Annotated in this window: 21 protein-coding genes; 14 read left to right on the top strand and 7 right to left on the bottom strand. The window is 45.4% G+C overall.

Going from position 1 to position 20872, the window contains the following annotated elements; all coding sequences use genetic code 11:
• Position 1 precedes the first annotated feature (1 nt).
• The 5 genes from FH968_RS02670 to FH968_RS02650 all read left to right on the top strand — a co-directional run bounded on the left by FH968_RS02670 (position 2) and on the right by FH968_RS02650 (position 5215).
• Entirely contained in the window at positions 2–991 is a 990-nt protein-coding gene (locus tag FH968_RS02670) for a glycosyltransferase family 2 protein (RefSeq protein WP_139876991.1), read from the top strand.
• A 9-nt stretch (positions 992–1000) separates the two neighbouring features.
• Complete coding sequence (locus FH968_RS02665; RefSeq protein ID WP_139876989.1) at positions 1001–2212, top strand: glycosyltransferase family 4 protein; 1212 nt, start codon at positions 1001–1003, stop codon at positions 2210–2212.
• Between the two features lies 1 nt (position 2213).
• Positions 2214–3326: a glycosyltransferase family 4 protein gene (locus FH968_RS02660; protein WP_139876987.1), complete on the top strand. Its 1113-nt coding sequence runs from the start codon at positions 2214–2216 to the stop codon at positions 3324–3326.
• A gap of 2 nt (positions 3327–3328) precedes the next feature.
• Positions 3329–3736, top strand: coding sequence for a hypothetical protein (locus FH968_RS02655; RefSeq protein WP_139876985.1), 408 nt, complete (start codon positions 3329–3331; stop codon positions 3734–3736).
• An 84-nt stretch (positions 3737–3820) separates the two neighbouring features.
• Complete coding sequence (locus FH968_RS02650) at positions 3821–5215, top strand: DUF4832 domain-containing protein (RefSeq protein ID WP_139876982.1); 1395 nt, start codon at positions 3821–3823, stop codon at positions 5213–5215.
• 59 nt (positions 5216–5274) lie between these two features.
• Here FH968_RS02650 and galE read toward each other — a convergent pair whose 3' ends face one another.
• From galE to yecR, 4 genes are all read right to left on the bottom strand, one after another.
• Positions 5275–6291 (bottom strand): UDP-glucose 4-epimerase GalE, encoded by a 1017-nt coding sequence (gene galE / locus FH968_RS02645; RefSeq protein ID WP_139876980.1) that lies wholly within the window; start codon positions 6289–6291, stop codon positions 5275–5277.
• 110 nt (positions 6292–6401) lie between these two features.
• On the bottom strand, positions 6402–7325 hold the full coding sequence (locus FH968_RS02640) for a hypothetical protein (RefSeq protein WP_139876978.1): 924 nt from the start codon (positions 7323–7325) through the stop codon (positions 6402–6404).
• A gap of 624 nt (positions 7326–7949) precedes the next feature.
• Positions 7950–8447, bottom strand: coding sequence for a non-heme ferritin (gene ftnA, locus FH968_RS02635; RefSeq protein ID WP_139876976.1), 498 nt, complete (start codon positions 8445–8447; stop codon positions 7950–7952).
• 216 nt (positions 8448–8663) lie between these two features.
• Positions 8664–9008 (bottom strand): YecR family lipoprotein, encoded by a 345-nt coding sequence (gene yecR / locus FH968_RS02630; RefSeq protein ID WP_139876973.1) that lies wholly within the window; start codon positions 9006–9008, stop codon positions 8664–8666.
• Positions 9009–9349: 341 nt separating this feature from the next.
• Here yecR and FH968_RS02625 point away from each other — a divergent pair, with 341 nt between their 5' ends.
• Both FH968_RS02625 and FH968_RS02620 read left to right on the top strand, forming a co-directional pair.
• Positions 9350–10504 carry a methyl-accepting chemotaxis protein gene (locus tag FH968_RS02625; RefSeq protein WP_139876971.1) on the top strand — a complete coding sequence of 385 codons (1155 nt, stop codon included), beginning with the start codon at positions 9350–9352 and terminating at the stop codon, positions 10502–10504.
• A 162-nt stretch (positions 10505–10666) separates the two neighbouring features.
• Positions 10667–11305, top strand: coding sequence for an RpiB/LacA/LacB family sugar-phosphate isomerase (locus tag FH968_RS02620; RefSeq protein WP_139876969.1), 639 nt, complete (start codon positions 10667–10669; stop codon positions 11303–11305).
• 67 nt (positions 11306–11372) lie between these two features.
• Here FH968_RS02620 and FH968_RS02615 read toward each other — a convergent pair whose 3' ends face one another.
• Together FH968_RS02615 and FH968_RS02610 are read right to left on the bottom strand one after the other, a co-directional pair.
• Positions 11373–11642 carry a hypothetical protein gene (locus FH968_RS02615; RefSeq protein ID WP_139876967.1) on the bottom strand — a complete coding sequence of 90 codons (270 nt, stop codon included), beginning with the start codon at positions 11640–11642 and terminating at the stop codon, positions 11373–11375.
• Between the two features lie 70 nt (positions 11643–11712).
• Complete coding sequence (locus tag FH968_RS02610; protein ID WP_139876965.1) at positions 11713–13131, bottom strand: MFS transporter; 1419 nt, start codon at positions 13129–13131, stop codon at positions 11713–11715.
• 215 nt (positions 13132–13346) lie between these two features.
• Between FH968_RS02610 and azuC the strand changes: the two genes are divergently transcribed.
• From azuC to FH968_RS02575, 7 genes are all read left to right on the top strand, one after another.
• Positions 13347–13430, top strand: coding sequence for a stress response protein AzuC (azuC, locus tag FH968_RS02605; RefSeq protein WP_015386592.1), 84 nt, complete (start codon positions 13347–13349; stop codon positions 13428–13430).
• A gap of 201 nt (positions 13431–13631) precedes the next feature.
• On the top strand, positions 13632–15224 hold the full coding sequence (locus tag FH968_RS02600; protein WP_139876962.1) for an ABC transporter substrate-binding protein: 1593 nt from the start codon (positions 13632–13634) through the stop codon (positions 15222–15224).
• Positions 15225–15352: 128 nt separating this feature from the next.
• Positions 15353–16306 carry an ABC transporter permease gene (locus FH968_RS02595; RefSeq protein WP_139876960.1) on the top strand — a complete coding sequence of 318 codons (954 nt, stop codon included), beginning with the start codon at positions 15353–15355 and terminating at the stop codon, positions 16304–16306.
• A 4-nt stretch (positions 16307–16310) separates the two neighbouring features.
• On the top strand, positions 16311–17156 hold the full coding sequence (locus tag FH968_RS02590) for an ABC transporter permease (RefSeq protein ID WP_139876958.1): 846 nt from the start codon (positions 16311–16313) through the stop codon (positions 17154–17156).
• Complete coding sequence (locus tag FH968_RS02585; RefSeq protein ID WP_139877264.1) at positions 17149–18132, top strand: ABC transporter ATP-binding protein; 984 nt, start codon at positions 17149–17151, stop codon at positions 18130–18132. The genes FH968_RS02590 and FH968_RS02585 overlap by 8 nt, the downstream gene beginning before the upstream one ends.
• Entirely contained in the window at positions 18119–19099 is a 981-nt protein-coding gene (locus FH968_RS02580; protein WP_139876956.1) for an ABC transporter ATP-binding protein, read from the top strand. The genes FH968_RS02585 and FH968_RS02580 overlap by 14 nt, the downstream gene beginning before the upstream one ends.
• 65 nt (positions 19100–19164) lie before the next feature.
• A complete protein-coding gene (locus FH968_RS02575) occupies positions 19165–19416 on the top strand; it encodes a DUF2766 family protein (protein ID WP_139876953.1) in 252 nt (83 codons plus the stop codon).
• A 42-nt stretch (positions 19417–19458) separates the two neighbouring features.
• On the opposite strand, the gene FH968_RS02570 is transcribed toward FH968_RS02575, so the two are convergent.
• Positions 19459–20802, bottom strand: coding sequence for an anaerobic C4-dicarboxylate transporter (locus FH968_RS02570; protein WP_139876950.1), 1344 nt, complete (start codon positions 20800–20802; stop codon positions 19459–19461).
• Positions 20803–20872: the final 70 nt, after the last annotated feature.

Raw genomic sequence — 20872 nt, 5'->3', positions numbered from 1 at the left:
TATGATTAATAAACCTTTTATCTCAGTTAGTATCAAAACGCTCAACGAAGCCGAATGTATCGAAAAAACCATCGATAGCATCCGGCAGCAGATCACTGATTATCCACATAAAATTATTGTTGCTGATAGTTTATCTACTGATAACACCCAGCAATTAGCCAGCGACAAAGGCGTCACTGTCGTGTCACTGACGGAACCTGGCGATCGCTGTTGCGGCGTTGGGCACCAACTTGGTTATTTGTACAGTGAAGGTGAATACCTGTTGTTGATGGACGGCGATATGGAGTTGGAAAAGGGATTTATTGATAGAGCCATTGCGTTTCTGGCCGAACATCCAGAATACGCAGGAGTCGCGGGTACGGTTGAAATGGATGACGCGGCAAACTATGAATTCAAGTCGCGTAAACAACGCCTGCATAAAATTTATCCGTTAGGTGATTGCGATCATTTAGGTGGCGGCGGTTTATATCGTCGTTCTGCAATTGAAAAAATTGGTTACCTGACAAATCGAAATCTTCATGCTTATGAAGAAGCTGAACTAGGAATGCGTTTGCTTGATGCCGGTTATAAATTGCATCGATTGGACACCCCTTATTTCAGCCATACCTCCCATACTATGCCGACGTTTAAACTGCTGAAATATCGCTGGCGCAGTGGTTACCATCAGGCACCAGGTGAATTGCTACGTAGCGCATGGAAAAAACCTTATCTCGGCTATGCGCTCAAAATGGTGAAGAATGAGGTGATATTTACTCTTTATATGTTGATCTTACTCATCTCGATTTTGACGTTTGATGCAGAAATTATCGGCATGACTCTTTTACCGTTGCTCGCATTTATTATCCTGAAAACAATAAAGAACCGTTCACTAATGGGCGGCCTACAAAGCGTTATAAATTTAGCCGTGCTTTCAGTTGGACTAATCAAAGGGCTGAGCCGTCCGATGAGAGATCCCACAACTCCTCCTGATAGCAAAGTTGTTCATGAATAGGTAGGTATAATGAAAATTTTATTAGTTAATAAATTTTTCTACATCAAGGGTGGTGCAGAAACAGTTTATTTTCAAGAACGTAATATGCTGAAGCAGGCTGGCATTGATGTTATTGATTTCTCAATGCAGCATGAGAACAATTTTCCATCTGACTATGCTGACTATTTTGTCAGCAATGTTGACTACCATAAAGGTAGTAACTTACTGGGTGGAATTAAAACAGCAATAAACTTTATCCATAATTCTGAAGCATGTAAAAAAATGCAGACGTTACTGGAAAAAGAACGCCCAGATATTGTTCATTTTCACAATATCTACCACCAGTTAACACCATCAATAATAAAGGTTGCTCGTGATTTTGGCTGTAAAACGGTATTGACTGCACATGACTACAAAATTTCCTGCCCGTCGTATGCCATGTTGCGCGATGGCAAGGTGTGTGATGCTTGTATCAATGGCGCAGTATTTAATGCATTTAAATACCGTTGCTACGAAGGTTCAGCCGGGAAAAGCTTGCTGCTTTCTTTAGAAGCAACCTGGCAATTTATTGCGAAAAACTACCAGGCAATCGACGTTATTATTTCCCCCAGCGAATTCCTACGTGGGGTGATCAAACACACGTTACCCAATTCACGCATTGATGTGATTGTGAATGGAATTGATGATAGCCAGTCTTTAGATGATATTGAAGATGAAGGTTATTTGCTTTTTGTTGGCCGTATAAGCCGTGAAAAAGGGATTGAGACATTAGCGCGGGCGCATGAGTTGATGCGCAATAAAATACCGCTAAAAATTGTTGGCCATGGCCCTCTCTATAATGACCTTATCAAGCAGTTCCCAAATGCTGAATTCCTCGGTTATGTTCAGCAAGGTGAGGGGCTAGATAAACTGATCAAGCACGCCCGTGCAATTGTGGTTCCTTCAGAATGTAATGAAAACTGCTCAATGTCAGTACTTGAGGCCATGTCATTTGCTCGGCCAATAGTAGGTTCGCGCATTGGTGGTATTCCTGAGCAAATTCGAGATGGTGTCGATGGTGCTTTATTCGAACCAGGAAATGCTCAAGAACTGGCTGATATACTGGATGATTTAGCAGCAAATCCGGAAAAAGCCCAGCATATGGGGCTAAATGCTCATGAACGCCTTTGTGAGAAATATGCGATGAGTAAACATATGAAACAGTTGCTGAATTTGTACCAAGAACTCCTAAGCAAGTCATAATATGACCAGAAAAATTACTGTTTTAGGCACGCGTGGCATTCCTGATGTATTGGGAGGTGTGGAAACACATTGCCAAAACCTCTATCCCGCCATCAAACAACAGTTTGATGTGGATATTTGTGTGATTGCGCGCTCGCCTTATGTCGGTTACAGAAAATCGCAGTACAAGAATATTGAAACTCTGGCGTTGTGGGCACCGAAAAAACGCTCCCTGGAAGCGATAGTCCATTCCGTTTTAGCCGCGTTTAAGACCTGTTTTGATAAATCCGCTATTGTGCATGTTCATGCAATTGGCCCTGGTTTGGTGGTGCCATTACTGCGTTTACTGGGTAAGAAAGTGGTATTTACGCATCATGGCCCCGATTATGAACGCCAGAAATGGGGATTTATCGCCAGGCAGGCTTTATTGCTGGGTGAAAAATTTGCCGTTAATTATGCCAACGAAGTCATCGTTATTTCTGAAGTGATCAATAAGTTGATTCAGAAGAAACATGGTCGTATGGATGCTCATCTGATATACAACGGCGTGAATATACCAAAACCATTGGATGCTGAAACTATTAGCAAAACACTTGGCCGTTATGCTCTACAGCCTAAGAACTATCTTGTCGCAGTAGGTCGTTTCGTCGAAGAAAAAGGGTTGCACGATTTAATCACAGCTTATCAGCAATCAGGTGTTTCCGAGCCATTGGTACTTGTCGGCGATGCGGATCATCCTTCTGAATACAGCATGCATTTGAAGCAATTAGCGATAAAAACACCAAATGTTATTTTGACTGGTTTTTTAAAAGGTGATGCGCTGGAAGTCGTATTTTCTCAGGCCAAGCTGTTTATCATGCCGTCATATCACGAAGGGCTACCCATAGCGCTGCTGGAAGCGATGTCGTTTTCTCTACCGGTGGTGGTGAGTGATATTCCTGCTAATCTGGAAGTAGGATTGCCCGCAGGCACCTATTTCAAAGTGGGTAATGTGGCTGATTTAGCTGAGAAAATTAAGGAAAGGGTTGTTCTGGCCCCTGTCGATTACAGTGAGTTCCTGCAATCTTATGATTGGTGTGATATTGCTAAGAAAACGGCCAGCGTCTATCATTTATTAGATAAATCAATAGGTTAAAATTGAGCAACTCAACCAGACGCCCACTCATTATTGACAGGTTTTATGAAGTGCTTGATGAACAGACGCAAGCACAACTGTCTCCAAAACAGAAACAGGATATCGAGAATGCGATAATTTCGGTTACGTTGTCATCGCGGCATCGTATCGATATCCGCAAAAGCTTCCCATTTTTTGGTACGCGTTATTTTCTGGTTTTCTTGCTGGGGCGTGATTTGCGCAAACGACTGCGTAAAGAATCGGCAATAACACGCGTTGTGATGACGTTCTTGATCCTTTTTGGCGTACTGTTCGCCACACTTTGTGTTTTATTAACGCTGTACATGATCAAATCGGCGCTGGGGATTGATCTTATTCACGATTACCACGTCGGTATTTGGGATTGGTGGCTTAGCCTGAGAAATAAATAGGTCATCTTTATCCTTCATACTTCACGTTGCAGGTACGTTGACTGTAATTCCAATGATTAATCGCCTACGGAAAATGGAATCCCAATGAATATTAAAGTCTTAGCTACGTTGATGTGCATGGTATTTCCGGGGGCTGTAATGGCTGGCTCTTTGATAGTTGCCACGCCGAAAGCACTGTCTGGCCCTATCACCAACCCGGGTACTGGTATCGCTAGTTTTCATCAAGGTTATGGTGAACAACTGACCCAGGCTCAATATCCTGATACGGGTATTGAATATGAGCGTTTTTACTGGCAAGAACTAGAGCCAGTAGAAGGACAGTATAACTATGCTCTTGTTGATGAGGCCTTTAAGTTCGCGGCGATGCATCAGCCAGCCATGAATGTAGGGCTGCGTTTTATGGCGCTTGATGGCCCAGAAGCTGGGTCAAAAATTCCTGACTGGCTAATTAAGAAAGGGGTGAAAGGCGTCTGGACAGCAGATAAAAAAACCTTCGCGCCAGATTTGGATGATCCCATTTTTCTTGAGTACAGCCAGCGCCTGCTCAACGCTTTCGGTAAACGTTACGATGGTAATGAAAACCTGGCTTACGTTGATATTGGGATGGTGGGTTCGTGGGGGGAGTGGCACAACAGCAATTTCCCATCAATGAAGCCGCTTGAAAAGCGCTACACGCCAGCCCAGTTGGAAAAGTACGTCAAAATGCATTTTGCTGCATTTCCTAAAACACCCAAAATTATGTTGATTGCCGGCGGAGATAATCTGGTCAGCGCGGTAAAACAAGGTGCAGGTTGGCGTGCAGACTGTCTGGGTGACTGGCGTAACTTTTCGACAACCTGGAACCTGATGGAAGACGATTATCCCCAGCGTTTAGAGGCTGCACAGAAAGCTTATTCCGGATTTAATGATGCCTGGAAACGTGCTCCAATCAGCTTAGAAATCTGTGGCTATATGACGGAATGGAAAACGCAGCAGCATTACAGCCTGGCCGAAGTACAAAGAACGTTTGACTGGGCGATTGAGCAACATGCCAGCACGATAAATTTGAAATCACGGGCGGTGCCATCAGAATATCGCAGCATTGTCGATAAGGCGCTGGTAAAACTAGGTTATCGCTTTCGCTTAACTTCTCTGAGTCATGAATCTGTCGTGGCAAGAGGAGGTAGTCTGACTCTTAACAGCAACTGGGCTAATGACGGAATTGCGCCGATTTATCTAAAATATGATCTAGCGTATCGCGTGGTTAGCCCATTAAATAAAGTAGTAGCGCAGGGGAAAACTGCTGATGATATTCGCAGCTGGCTGCCTGGGGCCCGTTCGACGAATTATCGCCTGCAAATACCCGCAATGTTAGCAACAGGGCAATACTATATTGAAGTGGCTATGCTTGATGGGCAGGGGAAATCGAGGATTAATCTGGCGAATGAATGGAAGCAGAGTGACAGTTGGTATCGGGTATCGAAGTTTAGTATTGAGTAACGATATCGCGATGAACCTTTTAGGCAGGTTCATCGCGTGAAATGTGTCTGGGAACGATATTAAGAACCGTAACCGTTAGGGTTATTTTTTTGCCAGTTCCAGGTGTCACGCATCATTTCATCAAGTGTTCTTGTTGCTTTCCATCCTAGCTTTTGTTTTGCTAGCGATGAATCTGACCAACATTCTGCAACATCGCCCGCTCTTCTTTCTACTACTTGGTAATTGATCTTAGTCTGAGCGGCTTTTTCAAATGCCTTGATCAGGTCAATAACGGAATAACCAACACCAGTACCGAGGTTGATAGCCTTGAAAGCCGAACCTTCATTTTTATGATCCAACGCCGCCAGGTGGCCACTCGCCAAATCCAGTACATGAATATAATCACGAACACCAGTACCATCTGGTGTCGGATAATCATTGCCATAGACCGACAAGCATTCAAGCTTACCGATTGCGACCTGCGAGATATAAGGAACCAGGTTATTAGGAATACCGTTTGGATCTTCACCAATACGACCTGATGGGTGGGCGCCAACCGGGTTGAAATAGCGTAAACATGTGATATGGAACTCTGGTTGCGCGTGAGAAAAATCACGTAAAATCTGCTCAACCATGAATTTAGAGGTACCGTAAGGGTTTGTGGTACCGCCCGTCTGGCATTCTTCACTCAATGGTACTTTTTCTGGATTACCGTATACCGTTGCTGAAGAACTAAAGATCAGGCTATCCACGCCGGCGAGCAACATCTCATTAAGTAAAACCAACGTCCCAACGACGTTGTTTTCATAATATTCCAGTGGTTTGCGTACTGATTCGCCAACGGATTTTAAACCAGCAAAGTGAATAACATCAGTTATCGTATGGTTTGAGAAGATTTCCTTTAGAACGTATTTGTCTAAAATATCAGCAACGTATAATGTGGGTTCTTTTCCGGTTATTTCTGCAACCCTGTCCAGAGATGTTTTAGACGAGTTAGAAAGGTTGTCAACGACGACGACTTCATCGCCTCTCTCCAGTAATGCCAGAACGGTATGTGAGCCAATATAGCCAGCCCCGCCAGTTACAAGAATTGCCATAATATCTCCAGATAAGGATTACAAAATCGAACTCTCGATTCTGTACCGCTGTCGCTCTCAGTCAAGTTGTTCAATAGTATCAGGATTCAACAGGTTATACATTAGAAGCTTCAAGCAAAGAATTGTTTTCTGTATTTGACCAGAAGCTTAAATGATATTTTTTTCAATGGAGACAAAATACTGAATATCAAGTGTTTTGTATCGTAGGCAATATAGCTATTCGAAAAATTAAGAGTATGAATACCCTCGCTATTATTGATTTTTGGATCAATGTTTGCAACTAGCTTTTCTTCAAAGTTTGATGAGTTTATGTTTACCAACTCTTTGATAAATACAGATTTACCATAAGATCCTGGATAACACTCTTGCGTAAGAATGTAATTTTTATTATTGACCGAGTAGGGAGTTCCCGCACCGCGATGGTGATAATTACACAGTTTTAATAGAGGGTTTATTTTTTTCCACTCACCGAGTATTTCACTTGCTGTATGAATGACCATTTCATTTTTCAGCGTTGTGGAAATTAAGTAACAAGTATTATCTAAAGTGAAATATATATTATCGGTAAACTCCGCATCGGATATCAATACTTTCACTTTTTCCCAGCGCACAGGGAATTCGGTGGACTTAAATAAGATGACCTCTTTGCGTTCTGATGACTCTGGGATCATGAACAGGTTGCCATCAAGGTAAAATAAGTAGGGGAATGACAAATGACATTTCAGTGCATCAAATCCTTCCAGCTTTATATCTTCAATTTCATCAAGATTATTGTTTAGAGTACGACACCTCAGAATCCCTTTCGAGTTAAGAAAGCTAAATGCCTCATAGAAAACATAGAGCTTGTCATCTTTCTCAATAATAAATGGGTCTGCCTGGAAGGTGTATTTTTTATTAAGTAACTGTGCTTTTGAATTACGTAGTATATCCAGAGTATTTTCAGGAAACGAATGAGAGTTATTTTTAATGATCATGATATCCCATGATTCATGAAAAAATAACTTCCTGATTAATTTATTGTTTTTGTTTAACATTTTATCATATTGTCCATATTAGTTATTACTAGAATCAGGAAAAACATGATGCTTATTCTTTTATAGTTATAAGAAATGATTAACAAACGGTGGGTTGTGAGTTTGTAGATGTTGATTTAAATCCAGGAAACAAAACACGCTACCGCCCCTGGCTTATCAGCAACCAAAGTACTGTTGTAAAGAAATGTCAGTAATATCATGCAGTGAGCATAGAAATACACCATGCGAAAGAGCGATATCGTCAGCCCTTCCGCGGTTCTGTGTGTTCAATTTGTTTGGTTATATCGCAAAATACTCAGCCATCCCTCCGTGTTTAGCAGAGCTCAGTCGTTGTACGTGGAAAACACGAAGATGCTGCTGTTTAGCAGTATAGCCACTCAGCCAGTATTCGCCTTTGATAATTAAAAAATAGTATTAGTCTCTGAGCTATGCCAATCCTATGCGTTCTGGCAGTAAGAAGTACAGTCCAAAAACTGGTAGGTAACAGTAGGCTACCGGAATAAAGGCAGTATTAATAAAGAGTTAAACAGGGATGAATTTAGCAGGAATGACAAATGGGAAAGTGTAGTGTTATTTACTAATGAAAACCGGCAAGCACAATTGAACCTTGCCGGTAGTGTTTAATTAAGCTTGAGTATCCAGAGTAGATAATTCCTTATCTACGAAATACAGGCCTTCACCACTTTTCCCGACCAAACTTAATTTATCCAGTACAGATTTAAACAGTTTCTCTTCTTCATGCTGCTCAGAAACATACCATTGTAGGAAATTGAAGGTTGGATAATCCTGTGATGTCATCGCGGCATGAGCCAGTTCATTAATCTTACGACTAATTAACTGTTCGTGTTCATAAGTGGCGCTGAACAGGTTATCCAGAGAGGAGTAATCATGGTCTGGTGCAGGGATTGCATTGATGCGTGGCAAACTTCCAGTGTCAGTTAAGTAAGCAAACAGGCGCTGCATATGCTCCATCTCTTCCTGAGCATGGCGACGCAGGAAAGCGGCAGCCCCTTCAAAGCTATGATAGCTGCACCAGGCACTCATTTGTTGATAAAGCAGGGAAGAGTAAAGCTCAAGATTCATTTGTTCGTTAAGTTTTTCGATCATTTCAGCTTTAAGCATGGTGTGCTCCGGGATAATTGTGATTTAACAATAGCGTTACTTTAATTTTATTATTTCTATAATGCAAAGAAATTGTTAATTATATTATTGTAATGAGAATGGTTGCTAATATTATTATTTTTTATAACTGGAATAAGAATGATTACTATTTGATGTGAGAGGCTGGTCGATATATATCAACCAGCGTGTTTTCAATTTCTGAAAGTTATCGCACTATTATTGGACAACAGCCTCATCTCTTAAGTATTTCTCCATGCCAACACCGCGGCACTGGTACTCAAGTGTCACTTTCTGGTTCAGACACACTGCACCGCTGGTCAGGCTACAAGTTTTAATCGGCTCACCGTAAGGGAATGCGGCGACATATCCCCATTGCTGGCACTGGTGACTAGCCGTTGATTGCGCAATGTAGCTATCCACTTTTGCATTTTGAAGCGGGGCAAGATCAAAACCCAGGCGAACCACGCCAGCCATTTCGCTGCTTTTGACGGGCTGAGGTGTTTTATTGATGGTACAACTGGTTAATAACGCAGCCGCCAAAATTAAATAAACAGTTTTCATCACGTTGGTGCTCAAATGATATTTTTTATAATGTTAGCACGCAGTATTAACAGGGAATTATCAACAATATAAAACTTCTTAATTTTACTTAAATTATTCAATCCGATTACCCCTATCGCAAATTTAAGTGTTATATCAGGTGAAAAGTAACCTTCAGTAATATTTATGAGTTGATTAAATTTTGATCGCAAATGGCATCAAGTTTAGCTGAATCGTGCCGACAATACTGCTAATGCACAACTTGATCTCAATATTGGCATACATAAACCGAATAAACGGGGCCGGGATCTTGTCCACTTGTGCAGGAAGACCTTTTCTTTTTCACCAGGGAAACACATAGCATGAAGTTTATTCGTAATATCAAAATCCGCGTCATGGTGGTGCTGATACTTATCCTCTCGTCGGTTGCCTGGTTTGGTGTTTCAGGATTTGCACTGTGGTTCCTACATGATTTACAGCAAAACCTTGCGTTGGATGCCCGGCAAGAAAAGTGGATTACTGTCGTACAGTATTTATTAGGGGCTTCGGTAGTCGCAAGTATTGCCATCACGCTGGTGACCGAACGCTATCTTTATCATTGCCTTGTTAAACCCGTTGAGAGCATCAGGGCGCATATGCATATTCTTGCGCGCGGGGAACTTGAAGCTGAACTACCGGATTTCGGCAGCAACTGTATCGGACTTATGGTTTCACCCATCCAAAAAATGCAGTCAAACTGGGGAAAAGCCGTTTCTAATATTCGTTCCAGCGCCAGCGCCATTCGTGGAGATGCAACGGAAGTAGCGGGAGTGAATAACGAGCTGTCAACTCGTTCTGAACAACTTGCTGCGGCATTAGAAGAAACAACCGCTAGCATGGAGCAATTGAGCAGTACCGTCACGCTGAATGCTGAAAACGCCAGCCATGCGAGTTTACTGGCAAAAAATGCGACTAAGACTGCACGCAACGGCGGTGAATCGGTGAGAAAAGTAATGACGACAATGGAGACGATTACCAGCAGCTCGCACAAAATTGTTGATATTACGACGGTCATTAATAGCATCTCTTTCCAGACCAATATTCTGGCGCTCAATGCCGCAGTTGAGGCCGCTCGTGCAGGCGAGCAGGGGCGTGGTTTTGCTGTGGTGGCAAGCGAAGTGCGCAATCTGGCGCAACGCAGCGCACTAGCAGCAAAAGAGATTGAAATCTTACTAAAAGAGTCTGTAGATAACATTCATACCGGGTCAGAGCAGGTGAAGAACGCGGGTGAGGCGATGGGGGAAATCCTGGATGCCGTTACGCAAGTGAATAATATTATGGGTGAAATTGCTACCGCGTCAGGTGAGCAGAGTAAAGGTATTGGACAAGTGGGGATTGCCGTCAGGCAAATGGATGCAGTGACGCAACAAAACGTCAGTCTGGTTCATAAATCAGCATTGTCTTCGGGTGAGTTAGAAAAGCAGGCGCATCAGCTTAACGATATTGTGGCAATGTTTCGTATCGCCAAACCTGCGTAAACCAGCGCGGTTATTCTCAGCAAAATGCAGAAGTGTGAGCACCTCTTAATTTTTTAAAACAAAATTTCATTAAATTTGAAAGTATGTTTGCTAGATAGTATCGTTAATGCATACCAAAGCTATTCACCGCGGGAAATCCCGTGACCCAATCAGGAGACGGAAATGAAAATAGCACTGATGATGGAAAATAGTCAGGCTGGCAAAAACGCAATTATTCTTAATGAGTTGCAAGCGGTTGCTGCTGAAAAAGAGTACCCGGTTTACAACGTAGGTATGAGCGATGAACAGGATCACCACCTGACCTATATCCACCTCGGTATTATGGCCAGTATTCTGTTGAACTCTAAAGCTGTCGATTTCGTAGTGACTGGTTGCGGCACAGGCCAGGGGGCAATGATGTCCTTGAACATCCACCCTGGTGTCGTTTGCGGCTACTGCCTCGATCCAGCAGATGCTTTCCTGTTCTCACAAATCAACAACGGTAACGCGTTGTCACTGGCTTTTGCTAAAGGCTTCGGCTGGGGTGCAGAACTGAACGTGCGCTACATGTTCGAAAAAGCATTCACTGGCCGTAAAGGCGAAGGCTACCCGATTGAGCGTAAAGAGCCGCAGGTTCGTAACGCCGGTATCCTGAACCAGGTTAAAGCGGCTGTTGTGAAAGAAAACTATCTGGATACTCTGCGTTCTATTGACCGTGAGCTGGTGAAAACCGCTGTGACTGGCGAACGTTTCCAGCAATGTTTCTTTGAAAACTGCCAGAATAAAGAGATTGAAGCGTTCGTTCGCGAAATCCTTGCATAAGATCTTTTACGGCCAGCTTTTGCTGGCCGTACTCTTTGTGCCAACACCGTTTTAATTCCTGACGCTTTTAGCGCCATCCTTCAATACGCCCACCAAAATGTGGAACCGTTTGCTGTGGCAATTTCTGACGTTCAGCCGCCATATGCTGCTCATCCCAATGCTCACGGTTTATCCCTTGTACTGGCATCACCTCCGGCCAATCTTGTTGCACAGCGCTCGTTTTCGGATGCGGATTATGCAAAGAAGGGCTGTTAAAAGGTTGGATCGCTTCAGCCATTGCCTGGGAGGCAATTAGCGACAACATCAGCAATAAGCAAATCGGTACGCGTTTCATCATGACCTCAACGACACTTCACCGTTATCGTTAAGTATAATTGAGGCCAGAAACTCTATTACTGCGAAGTGGGTTATTGCTTTTTGGACACGCTGCTTCCGGCATTGCGCGGTAGGCGCAATAAATCAACCAAGCCTGACAGACAAATTAGCGTAATCAGCACAAATGAAATTTTAATCGAGATACCTGGAATGTCTGAGATATCAAGCCACTGGCTGATTTTATCGCCAAGACGGATCCCAATAGCACCAAGCGTAATTCCCAACCCAACTGAAAGCTGCGTCGCCGTGCTAAATAGCGTATTGGCGTAGCTCATTTGTGCGGATGGCACATCTGAAAACGCAAGGGTACTGATTCCGGTAAATTGCATCGAACGGAACATACCGCCAAAGAAAAGTATCGGCACTGTTAACCAAACTGCGGTAGTGGGGGTGAGAAATGCACAGGCCAACAAAGAAGCGACGTTCAGCAACCCATTAATAATCAGTAATTTTTTGAATCCTAACGCGCGAATCAACGCAGTAGTGGCCGGTTTCATGGCGAGATTTCCGGCAAACACGGCTAATACCAACAAACCGGAATGAAAGGCGTCCATTCCGAAACCCACCTGGAACAGCAACGGCAATAGAAACGGTACAGCACTGATAGAAGTACGGAACAATGACCCTCCGTACATCGTCACACCAAAGGTTTGAATCTTCAGGGCTTCAAGACGAATCATCGGATGTTTTGTATGTTTGAAGTGCCACAGCGAAAACCACAATGCTGCTGCCCCCAACAGCAGAAGGCTAATGGTTGGCAGCATATTGACCTGTGATTCCCCGAGCATTTCCAGGCCGTAAACCAGGCTAATCATCGACACTGCGGTGCTGGTAAAACCGGTGCCATCAAACGGACGGCGTTCGTCATCATGAATATCAGGGATTAGCCGCCATGCCAGCGCCATTGCAATAAGCCCAAGCGGCAGGTTGATATAAAAAATCCAACGCCATGATGCGTAGCTGGTGATAAATCCCCCCAGCGGCGGGCCAATAATAGGCGCAACCAATGCAGGCCAGGTCAGTGTGGCGATGGCGGTGATAAGCAAATGTTTAGGTGTGGTACGCAAAACAGCCAACCGCCCAACGGGAACCATCAGCGCGCCGCCAACCCCTTGCAACACGCGCATTGCGACAAATTGCTCAAGCGTATTGGCGATACCACACAGCACCGAAGAAAATGTGAAAATACCTAACGCCAGGGTAAAGACTTTACGTGCACCGAACCTTTCAGCAATCCAGCCACTAGCGGGGATTAGCACCGCCAGAGTGAGCAAATAAGCGCTCATACCGATATTCAAATCAACAGCGTCGACACCGAAGGTTCGTGCCATTTCCGGTAGCGCCGTGGCGATAACCGTTCCATCAAGAAATTCCATGAAGAAAGCACCAGCAACCAATAACGCCATTGCAGAAATGCCACGTTTTGGTGCCGGAGTTGGGGCGTCAGTCATGAGGGAAACTCAAAATTAAAATAATGTTTTAAAAATTCACGAAGCCAATTAACCAGTTAAGTATTGGATATGCAAGCCATTTTGTGTGACTAAGATGTAAAATCCACACTCTGAATGTGTGATGTGCATCGCAAAACTATTGATTTGTGTGACGGATGTCATATTATTAAGCCCATAACGAGCAACACCTGCAAAAATAAAAACTGGAGCACACAATGAAACTGCGCAAAATCCTAAAAAGTATGTTCGAGAACTACTGCAAAACCTTCAAAGATGTACCACCTGCCGGCATGTTTTAATCTGCTGACTCCAAAAAAACCTGCTGCGGCAGGTTTTTTTATGCCTGAAATTTGTCTTACCTCTCGTGTCGTTCCTGCTTTATACCCACAATTTTCTCTTTAGCACTTTTTCGCATAACGTTATGCGTTTTACACTTATTTACAATGTGGGTATGGCTGGTGCACTATGCGGTCTCTAATTGAGACGGAGTCCGTGAATAAATGCGTAAACCCCTGTTGTTATCTACGCTGTTTGCCTCTTTGGCCCTGGCCCTATCCGGCTGTGATGATGCGAAAACTGATACTGCGGTAAATCCTGCCCCAGCAAAACAAGCATCCCAGGATGGCGGCAATTTAATTGTTGGCGTGACCACCGGTGATCCGTTAGCGATGAACCCGCTGTACGCCAGCGACCGTACCACGCTAACTATTATGCAAGCGCTGTATGCGCCGCTTTATAGTTTCAACGGCGACAAGATTGAATGGGGTCTGGCTGAAAGCCTGACACCTTCAGACGACAACCTCTCATATATTTTAAAACTCAAACCGAATCTGAAATGGCAGGATGGTAAAGCTATTACCGCAGACGACGTGGTGTTTACCTTTAATAAATTGCTTGATGAGAAACAACACAGTTTCTTCCGTAGCATGTTTGTCTATGGTGATAAACCTGTTCAGGTCAGCAAAGTTGATGACCAGACAGTTAAATTCACTTTGCCACAGGTAAGTGCCGCATTCGTTGGCACATTGGTACAGATTTACCCAATCCCACAGCACGTGTTTGCCAATGAAAATGGTGACCTTGAAAAGAGCGCCAAAAATGATGCTCCGGTGGGTTCTGGCCCGTTCAAATTCAAAGAATATCGTGCCGGACAATATTATGCGCTGACACGTTTTGATGATTACTGGAACGGTAAACCGAAACTGGATGCAGTGACTTATCGTTTCGCAAAAGACAGCAACGCCGCCAACCTTGCGTTGCAAAATGGCGAAATCAACATGAAGATGATTGACCCGCAAGACGTTACGCGTCTGAAATCCAGCGGCAAATTCGACTTCGTCATCTATCCCGAAGGCCGTCTGGCTTATATGACGTTTAACCAGAATGTCGATAGCATGAAGAACAAGGCGCTGCGTCAGGCCATTGCATATGCCATCAATAAAGATGAACTGGTTCAGGCAGCATTCTCATCGCTGGATTACGCGCAGCCTGCTGCATCTATTCTGACACCAGACACGCTCTACCAAACTAATGATGTTGAAACCTATAAATTCGACGTTGAGAAAGCGAAAGCGCTGCTTAAAGAAGCGGGTGTACCGGACAATCTGAAACTGCGTCTTGCTTATATCAACACCAACAAAACCCAGGAAAGCATGGGGCTGTATATTCAGCAGCAGCTGAAAAATGTCGGTATCGCAGTAGAGTTATTGCCGATGGACGCTAATGCCATGTCACAGCGCAGCCTGGATATGAAAAATACCTCTTATGAATTGAGCCTTAGCGGCTACATCATGGGCATGGAACCTGACGGCTATAAGTCTTTGTATATGAGCAATGAAGCTTATAACTACGCGCATTATAAGAACCCTGCGTTCGATGCGTTGTGGAACCAGGGGGCAACAGAAACCGACAAAACCAAGCGTGCTGATATTTATAAGCAAATCCAGCAAACCGTAGCAAACGATATGGCCTGGTATCCAATTGCCTACACCAATGCGATTGTGGCAGTGGATAAACGTTTTGGCGGTACGAAAGAAGCTGAACCTAAGCCGGTTTACATGTTCCAGGACTTGTCGAAAATCCATCAACAATAATTAATCACCTCTCCCTGGTTTCTTTTATTGAGGCGGCCAGGTTTGAGTATGTGCTTTTTTCTTCTTTCATTGAAAGAAGGCCGGGTGAGGGCGCCAGTCCTCTCCCGGCTTCGCTATTTTGAGGCTGTATGAACAATGTGTTAGTACGACGCCTGGCGCAACTGGTGCCGATGCTATTCTTCATCTCGCTGGTGTCGTTTTTGCTGGTCAAACTGGCACCCGGCGATCCGGTGCAGGCGTACATTACGCCGCGTATGAGCCCGGAGGATATCGAGCGTATCCGTCACAGCCTGGGGCTTGATAAACCCATGTTTATGCAATACCTGTTGTGGCTGAAAAACGTGCTGCAAGGGGATTTAGGTTATTCACTGATATACCATCGCCCAGTGTTAACCATGATTGCCGAGCGTATTCCGGCAACCCTCGGTCTGATGGGAGCATCACTGGTTCTGGCGATAGTGCTGGCTATCCCGCTGGGTTTGTTGGCTGGGGCGTTTAAACACCGCTGGCTCGATCATTTTCTGAACATGTTTGCCTATATCGGTATCTCTGTACCCATTTTCTGGTTTGGTATTTTGCTGATAACGGTGTTTTCCGTGCAGCTAAATTGGTTACCAAGCATGGGCATGCGCACCATTGGTGTGGACGATTCGTGGCTGGATGTATTTCGCCACGGTATTTTACCGTGTATTGCACTGACTTTTTATAACCTATCAAACTACGTGCGTTACATCCGCTCTAACACCATTACCCAGCTTTCGGCCGATTACGTGCAAACACAGTTGGCATACGGTGCTACGCGTCGCTCAATTTTATTCCGCCACGTTCTCAAAAACGTGTTGCTACCTGTTATCACCTTGTTTGGCCTCTCTTTTGGTGAGCTGGTGGTTGGGGCGTATGTAACAGAAAGCGTGTTTTCCTGGCCGGGGATGGGCCTGCTAGGGATTCAGTCGATTACATCGCTGGATTACCCGTTGATCATGGCGATGATCATGCTTTCTTCGACGATGCTTATCGTCGGTAATTTATTGGCAGATTTGTTATATCGCGTGGCTGACCCGCGCATTAAGGCGTTGAGGTAAGACGATGAGTAGACGTTGGCAACAAGTTAAACATGGCCTGAAACGTAATCGTCCAGCTCAATTTTCGTTACTGGTACTGATAATCTTCAGCATTGCCGCATTATTGGCGGCGCTTAGCCCGTGGGATCCCAACCAGATGTCGCTGACTGCAAGGCTACTGCCGCCTGATGCCACACACTGGTTCGGCACCGATGACTACGGGCGTGACTATTTCACCCGCGCATTGTACGGCGGGCAGATTTCTCTGATGGTCGGTTTTTTGGCAATGCTATTTTCAACTTTGATTGGCACGCTGGTGGGCACAGTAAGTGGCTATTTTGGCGGGCGAATTGACAACCTAATGATGCGGGTGGTCGATATTTTGTTGTCGATTCCAGCGTTCTTTTTATTGTTAGTTTTAAATGCTTATTTGAAGCCTGGGATCGCCAACATTATTCTTATTATCAGCGCGCTGACCTGGATGAATATGTCGCGTTTGGTGCGAGCAGAAACCTTGTCGGTCAAAGAGCGAGAATACGTGGTTTATGCGCGTGCCTGTGGTGAACATCCGTTAATCATTATTGCACGTCACATTATCCCAAGCATATTGCCCACCATTATGGTGGCGGCAACGCTGAATATCGCCTCTGCGATCTTGATGGAATCGACGTTGAGTTTCCTTGGACTTGGCGTGCAGCAACCCAATGCGTCATGGGGAAGCATGCTGAACAATGCGCAATCTTTCATCGGTGAAGCCACATGGCTGGCGATGTTCCCTGGCGTTCTGATTTTGCTGACGGTATTGAGTTTTAATGTACTTGGCGACGTATTGCGAACCGCCTTTGAGCCAGGAGCGAATCGTGATGAATAACTTACTGGAACTCGACAACCTGCAAACCTCCTTTTTCACCCGTGAAGGGGAAGTGAAGGCGGTGCGTGGCGTGAGCTTTGCGGTGAAACGTGGCGAAGTCGTCGGTATTGTCGGCGAATCTGGTTGTGGCAAAAGTGTCACCTGTAAATCGGTGCTCAAACTGCTGGGCAGCAACGGCAAAGTAGTGGGCGGGCATGTCCATTTTATGGGCGAAGATTTGGCCCGTAAAACACCAGAGCAAATGCGCCATATTCGCGGCAATGACATTGCTATGATCTTCCAGGATCCGATGACCGCACTCAATCCCGTGCTGACTATTGGCAAGCAGATGAGCGAGATCCTGATTCGTAATCAGAATCTCAATAAAAAAGCGGCGAAAGAAAAATCTATCACCATGCTGCAACAAGTGGGGATTGGTAACGCCGAACAGCGTTATAACCAGTATCCACACGAATTCAGCGGTGGAATGCGCCAGCGCGTGATGATAGCGATTGCGCTGTCTTGTCACCCTGCATTATTGATTGCCGATGAGCCAACGACCGCGCTGGATGTGACTATTCAAGCGCAAATATTACGTCTGCTAAAACAACTGCAACAGCAAACTGACACGGCAATCATGCTGATTACCCACGATCTTGGTGTTGTGGCGCAGGTTTGCTCGCGCGTGGTAGTGATGTACGGAGGACTGGTGATGGAGCAGGGCAGCGTGGAGGATATTTTCTATCGTCCGGCGCACCCTTACACCCGCGGGCTGCTGGCATCGCTGCCACGCCAGGGTGAAGTGAGCGCTCGTTTGTCTCCGATTGAAGGTTCCCCGCCGGGGCTGCTCAATCCGCCTCCGGGCTGCCCGTTTGCCGAACGTTGTCCACAGCGCATGGAACGCTGCAATACTTTACCGCCGATGTACCAAACAGGCGCAGGACATCAAGCCATGTGCTGGTTATGGGATTCGGAGGTGAATAATGCAGGACGTTAAGCCGTTAGTTCGCGTGAAAGGGCTGCGCAAATACTTCCATAGCCATCAGGGCTGGTTTAACAAAACGCCGCCGGTGAAAGCCGTTGATGGTGTGAGTTTTGACATCTTCCCTGGCGAAACCTATGGGCTGGTGGGGGAGTCAGGTTGTGGGAAATCGACTTTAGGGCGCAGCGTATTACGCCTGTTTGATATTACCGACGGTGAAATTGAGTTCGCCGGTCAGGACATTGCCAAAATGAGCGACCAGCAACTTAAACCACTGCGACGTCGCATGCAGGCAATTTTCCAGGACCCATACTCATCGCTCAATCCAGGTATGACGGTGGCGCAGTTAATTGCCGAACCGATGAAAATCCACGGTTATGGCAAAGAACAGCGTGAATCGCGTACGCTTGAATTGCTGGAAAAAGTAGGGCTAAAAGCCGAACATCTAAACCGTTTTCCACATGAATTTAGTGGCGGTCAGCGTCAGCGTATTAGCATTGCCCGAGCATTGTCGGTTAACCCTGAATTTGTGCTGTGTGATGAACCGCTTTCGGCACTGGATGTTTCAGTGCAGGCGCAAGTGGTGAACATTTTGCAGGATTTACAGCAGGCATTTGGGCTGACTTACCTGTTTATCGCGCACGACTTATCGATGGTTCGCCATATTTCTGACCGTATTGGCGTGATGTACCTCGGCACACTGGTGGAAGAAGCCCCGGCGGAGACACTTTATACCGAACCCGCACACCCCTATACCCGGGCGCTGCTGGCATCCATCCCAGTTGCTGACCCGCATGTGCAAATGCTGGAGCAGGGCGGCATCAAAGGTGAACTGCCGGGTGCCATGAGCGACTGGCCCGGTTGTAAATTTAGTAATCGCTGCCCAAGAGCAATGGAAAAATGTCAGAGCCACTCGCCAATAATGCAGGAGATTTCCCCTGGTCATCGGGTTGCTTGCTGGTTGTTCAACGAGTCGCAATGATTACCGATACCGTTTCAGCTTGCAGAAATGTACTATGGCGCCCATTGCTAAACAGGAGAGAAATGATGTCTGAACAATTATCTGCCGACCAGGAACTGGTATCCGACGTGGTGGCATGCCAACTGGTGATTAAACAAATTCTGGATGTAATTGATGTGATTGCTCCGGTTGAAGTGCGCGAAAAAATGGCAAAACAATTGAAGACCATTGATTTCGCCACGCATCCAGCAGCGGCAGATCCGGTGACCCGCCGTGCGATTCAAAAAGCGATTTCGTTGATTGAGTTGAAGTTTACGCCACAGGGCGAAACGCATTAAATCTGCAAGTTAATCGCCCTTTGTGAAAAGGGCGATTCATGGTTAGAAGAACGTCATCACCAGCAAGTAACTCGCAACGCAAGCGCAACTCACGCCAATCAGCCCAGGCAAAATGAAACTGTGGTTAATGATGAATTTGCCAATTTTCGTGGTGCCGGAGCGGTCAAACCCGATACAGGCCAGGTCGCTTGGATACGTTGGAAGTACAAAATAGCCATAGGATGCCGGGAAGAAGGCAATTAGCATTTTCGGCTCAACGCCTAGCATCAGCGCCATCGGGGCGACGGCGGTTAAAGCAGCTGCCTGGCTATTGACCAGTTTAGAAACCAAAAACAGCACGATGGCATAAGTCCACGGATGGCTTTTCACCACGCCTTCCAGCGCCATTTTTAACTCTTCAAGATGTGCCTGGAAGAAAGTATCACTCATCCATGCCACACCAAATACTGAGAAAATTGCCACCATTCCGGCTTTAAACACCGCACCGTTTGAGATAGCTGAGGCATTAACTTTGCAGACAATCAGCATCACGGCACCGGCAATCAGCATCATCATCTGGATAACCAGATTCATAGACAGTGGTTTTAATGCACCTTTGATCTCAAATGCTGGACGCAGTGTCGGAATTGCTCCTAATAACACCACGACCAAAATCCCTGCGAAGAAAATCCACGTTGACCAGTAAGCTTGTTTTGGAAAAACCTGGTTCATCAGCGTTTCGCTACTGCCGTAGATAAACTCACGTTGCTTAGGATCTTTGAGCTTTTCCTGAAACTCGATGTCGTCTTTTAAATCTTTGCCGCGACGCAGACTCCACAATGCGGCAATCAGCACGCCAAATAATGAGGCAGGTACGGAAACGCACAGAATATCGAGGATACCCCATGCCTGACCAATACCATGATTAGCCGCAATAATCGAAATGAGTGATACCACTGCAACGGATACTGGTGAGGCGGTAATCGCCATTTGTGAGGCAATAGAAGCTACCGCCATTGGGCGTTCCGGGCGAATACCTTTCTTGAGGGCGATATCAGCGATAATCGGGAACATGGTGTACACCACGTGGCCCGTACCACACAGAAACGTCAGCATCCAGGTAGTGAAAGGGGCTAGTAGCGTGATGTGTTGAGGATGTTTACGCAGCAGGCGCTCGGCGAACTGCATCATTACATTTAGGCCACCTGCTGTTTGCAATGTTGCCGCACAACCAATTACGGCAAGAATAGTCAGCATTACATCGACCGGGGGTTTTCCTGGCTCAAGGCCGAAGATAAAAGTCAGTATAAACAGCCCAATCCCACTGATTAAACCTAACCCCATCCCACCGAAGCGTGTCCCTACCAACAGACATAAAATAATGACAATGAATTCAATAGTTATCATGGTAATCCCTTAACGTTACTGTTCACGTTAGCATTACAGAATGTAAGGGTTACCATTGAGACACAGATCT

This window comes from Buttiauxella sp. B2 (assembly GCF_006376615.1).
Lineage (GTDB): Bacteria > Pseudomonadota > Gammaproteobacteria > Enterobacterales > Enterobacteriaceae > Buttiauxella.
This window is presented reverse-complemented; position numbering and strand designations above follow the sequence as displayed.

Coding starts and splice junctions, on each gene's coding strand:
- FH968_RS02665 (WP_139876989.1), top strand. CDS start 1,001: ATGAAAATTTTATTAGTTAATAAATTTTTCTACATCAAGGGTGGTGCA.
- FH968_RS02650 (WP_139876982.1), top strand. CDS start 3,821: ATGAATATTAAAGTCTTAGCTACGTTGATGTGCATGGTATTTCCGGGG.
- FH968_RS02670 (WP_139876991.1), top strand. CDS start 2: ATGATTAATAAACCTTTTATCTCAGTTAGTATCAAAACGCTCAACGAA.
- yecR (WP_139876973.1), bottom strand. CDS start 9,008: ATGAAAACTGTTTATTTAATTTTGGCGGCTGCGTTATTAACCAGTTGT.
- FH968_RS02590 (WP_139876958.1), top strand. CDS start 16,311: ATGAGTAGACGTTGGCAACAAGTTAAACATGGCCTGAAACGTAATCGT.
- azuC (WP_015386592.1), top strand. CDS start 13,347: ATGAAACTGCGCAAAATCCTAAAAAGTATGTTCGAGAACTACTGCAAA.
- FH968_RS02585 (WP_139877264.1), top strand. CDS start 17,149: ATGAATAACTTACTGGAACTCGACAACCTGCAAACCTCCTTTTTCACC.
- FH968_RS02615 (WP_139876967.1), bottom strand. CDS start 11,642: ATGATGAAACGCGTACCGATTTGCTTATTGCTGATGTTGTCGCTAATT.
- galE (WP_139876980.1), bottom strand. CDS start 6,291: ATGGCAATTCTTGTAACTGGCGGGGCTGGCTATATTGGCTCACATACC.
- FH968_RS02610 (WP_139876965.1), bottom strand. CDS start 13,131: ATGACTGACGCCCCAACTCCGGCACCAAAACGTGGCATTTCTGCAATG.
- FH968_RS02600 (WP_139876962.1), top strand. CDS start 13,632: ATGCGTAAACCCCTGTTGTTATCTACGCTGTTTGCCTCTTTGGCCCTG.
- FH968_RS02575 (WP_139876953.1), top strand. CDS start 19,165: ATGTCTGAACAATTATCTGCCGACCAGGAACTGGTATCCGACGTGGTG.
- FH968_RS02640 (WP_139876978.1), bottom strand. CDS start 7,325: ATGTTAAACAAAAACAATAAATTAATCAGGAAGTTATTTTTTCATGAA.
- FH968_RS02595 (WP_139876960.1), top strand. CDS start 15,353: ATGAACAATGTGTTAGTACGACGCCTGGCGCAACTGGTGCCGATGCTA.
- ftnA (WP_139876976.1), bottom strand. CDS start 8,447: ATGCTTAAAGCTGAAATGATCGAAAAACTTAACGAACAAATGAATCTT.
- FH968_RS02625 (WP_139876971.1), top strand. CDS start 9,350: ATGAAGTTTATTCGTAATATCAAAATCCGCGTCATGGTGGTGCTGATA.
- FH968_RS02580 (WP_139876956.1), top strand. CDS start 18,119: ATGCAGGACGTTAAGCCGTTAGTTCGCGTGAAAGGGCTGCGCAAATAC.
- FH968_RS02620 (WP_139876969.1), top strand. CDS start 10,667: ATGAAAATAGCACTGATGATGGAAAATAGTCAGGCTGGCAAAAACGCA.
- FH968_RS02570 (WP_139876950.1), bottom strand. CDS start 20,802: ATGATAACTATTGAATTCATTGTCATTATTTTATGTCTGTTGGTAGGG.
- FH968_RS02660 (WP_139876987.1), top strand. CDS start 2,214: ATGACCAGAAAAATTACTGTTTTAGGCACGCGTGGCATTCCTGATGTA.